Here is a 454-nt window from a genome sequence, read left to right on the forward strand (position 1 = left end):
ATATACGGCGGGGTCGAATGGCCGTGACTGCCAGACCGGCAGCCACGGCCACGCCCCCGGCAGGGGCCCGGTGCGGGCCCCTGAGATCAGGGCAGCATTCCCAGCTAGCGCGCGGCGTGTACCGCGGCTGTGCGGTTACGGACACCGAGCTTGCGCATGATGCTGCGCAGGTACGCCTTCACCGTCTCGGGCGAGACCGTCAGCCGGCGGGCCGTCTCGACGTTGGACAATCCCAGCGAGACCTGGGCAAGCACCTCCAGCTCGCGCGGGGTCAGCGTCAGCCGTCCGACCGTCTTCGTCTCCTCGGCGAGCAGCCCGCGTCTCCTCGGCGAGCAGCCCGCGCAGCAGCTCGGACACCCCGCCGATGCGACCGCGCAGGAACGGGACGGCGACATGCTCGGTGACCTCCTGAAGCTCCCGGTAGGCCAGCCGCAGGCTCTCCCGGGGCAGACCC

Annotated in this window: 1 protein-coding gene; it reads right to left on the reverse strand. The window is 71.4% G+C overall.

Annotated features, from left to right (window positions below):
* Positions 1-104: 104 nt before the first annotated feature.
* Positions 105-395 (reverse strand): response regulator transcription factor, encoded by a 291-nt coding sequence (locus ACY45C_RS10255; RefSeq protein ID WP_462187395.1) that lies wholly within the window; start codon positions 393-395, stop codon positions 105-107.
* Between the last annotated feature and the right edge of the window lie 59 nt (positions 396-454).

It is taken from the genome of Frankia sp. CcWB2 (assembly GCF_977927585.1).

What these genes read in the sequence shown, in the direction of transcription:
- ACY45C_RS10255 (WP_462187395.1), bottom strand. Translation starts at nt 395, where the DNA reads ATGTCGCCGTCCCGTTCCTGCGCGGTCGCATCGGCGGGGTGTCCGAGC.